The following is a 5,400-nucleotide window of genomic DNA, read 5'->3' on the forward strand; positions in this document are numbered from 1 at the left end:
GTGGTTTTAAACCCCGGATAGAGGATGGCACCGGTCACCACAACAGCCACTGCAGCACCAAACGCGGTGCCTGCGGCGATTTTTTTGTGGCGCCTTTTCAGCCCAAGTTTCCCCAGCAGTGATGTCAAAGCGGTATCGTTCCCTCGATCGTGCAGCCGCCCCAAAAGCGGCACGCCCAAGGGCCCCGAGCGGGCCCCGTATCCCGGGCCAGCCTACCGAACGTGCCGGGCCCCCGCGATGGGCAGAGGTCCCCCCGCCACTGACCTGCGACAACGTCCGTGGCGTGGCTCAGCATGGCGGTGCACCCAGCCCGGCCGGGTCCGGCAGGTGGGTGTGGCCGGCGATGATGTAGCGGCCCACGTTGCGGTATGAACCAGGCTCGAGCCGCCACCAGCGGACCACGCCACCGTTGGACCAGTTATCGCTCTGGTCGATGTAGCACTTGACCACCAGCTTGCCCTGGGTGGCGGTTGCCATCCACGGCGGGGTATCGCCGCCCTTCCGGTCGCAGTCGTAGTACGGCTCGGGGCGGTAGTTGGAGCCGCCCAGGGTGTAGCTGCAGGAACGGACCACGGCGTTGGACATGGTGGTCTCCCATAGCCCCTGCTTACCGGATATGGCGGAGGCGGAGACCACCCCGCTGCCGGTGCCCACGGAGTTGATGGTCTGCACGTCAATGGTCCGGCTCTGCTCCCAACCGCCGGTGTTGATGGTGCGGGTGCCCGATGCGGCGACGTTTTCCCAGGCGCCGCCGTTGATCCGGATCCGGGTGGTGGCAACGTCGTTGCTCCCCGTGGACGGGGAGCCCCACGACAGCTTGACGCTTTGGTCGTTGACGGCCCCGTTTGTACCGGCGGCGGAAGGGGTTCCGGGTGAGCCGAAGGGAGTGGCCGTGGCAGGTGCGCTCGCGTCCGAACTGGGCGCGACGCTGGAGACCGCGGTGACGGTCACGCTGACGGCCTGGCCGTTGGGGAAGCCGCCAATCACGTCGCCGCTCCGGATGGGGCCGGACCGGCCGCCCGCCCGGTACTGGTAGCTGATTTCGCCGGGCGCAGACCCGTTGCGCTGGGCAGCGGTGAGGTTGTTGAAGGTGACGGTGAGCTTCCGGCCCGCGCCGCCTGTGTCGGCGGGCACCGCTGCCACGCCTGTGACCTGCCCGGGTTTTCCGGTGGCGCGCCGCGGCGCGGACGGGTTGCTGGCCGGGCCCTTGCCGGCTTTGTTGTCCGCCTGGACGGTGAACGTGTACGCGGTCTCGGAGTTGTTGGCTTCGAAAACGGCGGACCGCACGGACCCGGAAACGGTCTGGGTCTTGGCTGCCCCGCCGCCGCCGGTCATGGTGACGTAGTAGTTCCTGATCGGGTCGCCGTTGGTGTTGGGCTGGTCCCAGGTCACCTGCAGCTGGTTGCTGCTGCCCACGGACGCGGCCACTGCCGTGGTCGGCGCCGCGGGCGCCGCGGGGACACCTGCAGGGTTGTCTTCAGCGGAATAGGTTCCCCAGTCCGAGGGGCCCAGTTCGTTGACTGCCTGCGCCCGGACCTTGTACTTGACCCCGTTGGTGAGCCCTGGCCAGGTGTAGTTCAAGCCGGTGACCCCGGTCTTGACCGCCACACCGGAGGCCGGCGGCGGCGAGATTTCCAAAGTGTAGGACGCCACTGCCGAGCCTTCAGTCCTGGCTGCGGGCCAGGAGATGGCCATGTCCTTGTCCCCGGCTTTGACCGTGGGCGCCTCGGGCGGCGAGGGCTTCTCATCCGGCCGGATTTCATTGGACGGCGCGGAGGCTGCGGAGTCCCCCACCTCGTTGGTCGCCTTGACCGTAAAAACGTACTTCACGTCGTTGGTCAGCCCGCTGAGGGTGCAGGTGGTGGTGGGGCACTCCTGCGAGAAGCCGTTCGCGGATGTCACGGTGTACTTGGTGATGGCTGCGCCGTTGTCCGACGGCGGCGCCCACTTGAGCACCGCGGTCCGGCTCCGGACGTCGGTCGCCGTGGGCGCGGAGGGGGCGTCGGGGGCGTCCCGGACGGTGATCCGGACCCGGCCATCGACCTGCCGGGAGAGTTCGTTGGTTTTGTCGGCCACCGTGTAGCGGACCACCAGCACACCCTTGAACCCGTCGGCCGGGGTCACGGTGATGGAGTCGCCGTTGGCTGCAGGCTGGCCCTGCGCCGAGCCCGTCTCCACGGTAGCCCCCACAATACGAAGCGGGGTATCGCTGAACGGGTTGAAGTCGTTGCCCAGGACATTGACGGTTTCGCTCCGGCCGGCGTTGGCTTTCTCCACTACATCGTCGTTGGCCACCGGCATGGGCCGGTTTGAGGCCACGTGGCGCACCTGGATGGTGGCCGACACCGGGGCCGACCTGCCGTCCGTCACGGTGGCCTGGAGGTTTCCGGCCACGCCGACGCCCACGTCGTTGCCCGCGCTGACGGTCAGCACGGTGCCGTCCAGCTTGGCCTGGAAGCCGGGGGGCGGTGTGCCCTCTAGGGCATACACCAGGTTGCCCTGGTCGCGTTCGTCCACGTCCGCTGCCAGCGGGGCCAAATCAATGGTTCCGGTCTCGGTTTTGGGAACGTCCACCGAAGCGCCTCGGAACGTGGGCGGGGTGTTGGCTTCCTCGGGATCCGGGATCACGCTGGTCATGATCACCAGCGTGGATTTGAGGCCTGCGGGGTCATCGGGCCCGTCGCCGTCGGTGACCTCGAAGGTGATTGAGCCGGGACCTGCGTACCCGGCGCGGGCGGCGTAACGCAGGGCGTCGCCCTCGCCCACAATCACGCCGTCGGGGGAACCGCCCAGCACCGTGACCGCTTCCGCCACGGTGATCCGCGGCTTCCGGCCGTCCCGGACGCGGACGTAGTCGGCCAGGTTCAGGGTGACGTCCTTGCCCGCCATGACTTCCACGGGGTCGGTGTTTGAGAGTGTCGGGTACTGCGCGCCTTGGCCGGGCACCCAGATCACGGCGGTGGCGCTGAGGCCGTCGGCGTCGGTGACGGTGTAGGGAATGAGCTGGTCTTCAAGGGCCAGGTCCACCAGGACGGTGCCGGTGCCGGTGGCCCTGGCGTTGGGGTTGCCGTCCGGCAGGGTGATGTCCAGTTCCGAGGCCACCCCGTCAGGGTCCGAGTCGTTTTTGAGCACCGGGACGTCCACCGCGGTTTTCCCCAGTGTCTCGGCCAGGGTGACCCGGTCGTCCTTGGCGATGGGACGCTTGAGTTCTGCGTCCGGACTGATCCGGATCCGGATCACGGCGCCGGCCTGGGCTTTTTTATCGTCCTGGATCTGGTAGCGGATGCTTTCGTTGCCGGCGGCATCCGGTGCGGTAAAGAGGACTTTGGCGCCGTCCACCACTTCCACTTTGAGCCCGGGCGCGGCTTCGAAACCGTTGCTGAGCAGGGAGATGGGGTCGCCGTCGGGGTCGGAGTCGTTGGCCAGGGCATCCACGGCGACGTTCCGGCCGGGCCTGACGTCCACGGCGTCATCCACGGCGATCGGCTTCTGGTTGATGGCCTCCGGCGGGGCGATGCCCACAATCACGGTCCCCGTGTTCTCGGCACCGATGCGGTCCCGGACCCGGTAGGTGAAGGTGTCCGTGCCGGCGCCGTCGCCTGCGGCCGTATATTCCAGGTAGCCGTCGCGGACCACGGCCGTGCCCATGCCGGCGGCCTTGTCAATGCCGATCAGCTGGACCGAGTCGCCGTCGGCATCGATGCCGTCCAACGGCACGGGGATCTTAACGGCCATGCCGGTCACCACGCGTCCCGTGAGGTTTTTGGGTTCGGGCCGGGTGTTGCGTTCGTCATCGCGCGCCAGGATGCGGATGGTGACCTGCTGCGAGTCCTCCTGGCCGGTGGCGTTGCGGACCTTATAGATGGCGTAGACCGTTTTGGGCTCGGGGCCGGCAATGAAGCGGAGCTGGTCGCCTGCCACAAACATCCGACCGTCCGCCGCGTCGGGTACCTGCGCCAGTTCGGGCACCAGGGTCAGCGCGCCGCCGTTCGGTTCGGTGTCATTGGCCAGGACCGGGATGGTCACCACGTCACCTGCGCGGACCACCGCTTCATCGGGTTTGGCCTGCGGTGCCTGCAGTTTGGTGGGGGCGGGCACCACCACAACGGCGATCTCGCCCATGGCTGAGGCCCGGCCGTTGGAGATGGTGTATTTGAGGCTCAGCTGGCCTTCCGCCCGGATGTCGGTAATGCGGACCACCGAGTGGTCCAGGACGGACACACTCACGGGCAGCGCGGAATCGGCGGTCACGGACTGCACCACCAGCACACCACCGGAGGGATCGGAATCATTGCCCAGGACGTCCACCAGGACGTTGCCGCCCGTGGGGAGCAACGCAATGTCCCGCACGGCCACGGGGGCGCCTTCGGTGTTTCCGGGCACAACGTCCACACGCACCAGTTGCTGGGCGCTGGCGGGCCCGTTGGTGACCAGGTACTCCACGTAGTGGGATCCCAGGGCGTCCGAGGTGAAGGTGAAGGTCTGCTGGTCGGCGCCGATGGACACCCGCGATTGTTCATCCGGGGTGGCCTGCGCCAGGCGCAGCGTGCCGCCCTGCGGGTCGAGGTCGTTCTTCAGCGGGGCGATGACGGTTTCGGTGCCCGCCACGGCGATGACGTGGTCGGCATTCGCGATGGGCGGCAGCGAACCGGGAGCGCGGACGTCCACGGTGATCCGCCCTTCGGTGCTGGTCCGGCCGTCGGAAATCTCCACGGTAAGGACTTTCCGGCCCGGGGCCGTGCCGGAATCCTGGAAGGTGAGCTGCCCGTCCGGCCGGATGCGGACCTGGTCCAGCGCATCCGGGCTGGCCGCGGTCACCGCGAAGAGGTCGTCGCCGTCGGGATCCAACCAGTCGGGCAGGATGTTCCGGGTCACCGATTTGCCCTGCTGCACCACCAGGGTGGTGTCCCGGTTGGGTTTCTGCGCGGGTGCCGCGTTTTCGGTCACCGGAACGATCCGGAGCGCCACGTCGGCCGTGGCGGAGAGCCCGCGGCCGTCGTCCACCGTGTACTGGAAGGAGTCGCTGCCGGTCCTGTCAGCGGGGACGGACACCTGGAAACCGGTGTCGCCGTAGATGGTGGACAGGTCGCCGGACCTGATTTCGCCGGGCGGGCGGACGGTGAGGATGTCGCCGTCGGGGTCGGTGTCGTTGTCCAGGACCGGCAGGATGGTGGTGCGCCCGGGGCGGACGCCGAACGAATCCGACTGCGCCACGGGCGGGCTGTTGGGCTTGCTCCGGTCCGGCAGGACTGTCTGCTGGACCTGGTCGGCGGAATCCTTGTCCGCATCGTCCGAGGTTTCCTTGGGCGGAATCACGTCGTCCCAGTTGTTGACCAGGAGCATGTTCTGGTTCACCAGCCACACATTGCCCGAATTCACGTCATTGAGGACCACCAGGTC

Annotated in this window: 1 protein-coding gene; it reads right to left on the bottom strand. The window is 67.9% G+C overall.

Going from position 1 to position 5,400, the window contains the following annotated elements; translation table 11 throughout:
* Positions 1 to 288: 288 nt before the first annotated feature.
* A partial coding sequence (locus ACU18_RS16705; protein WP_050687416.1) for an Ig-like domain-containing protein occupies positions 289 to 5,400 on the bottom strand: 5,112 nt, incomplete at its 5' end.

The sequence above is a fragment of the Arthrobacter sp. ZBG10 genome, assembly GCF_001238605.1.
Taxonomy (GTDB): Bacteria; Actinomycetota; Actinomycetes; order Actinomycetales; family Micrococcaceae; genus Arthrobacter.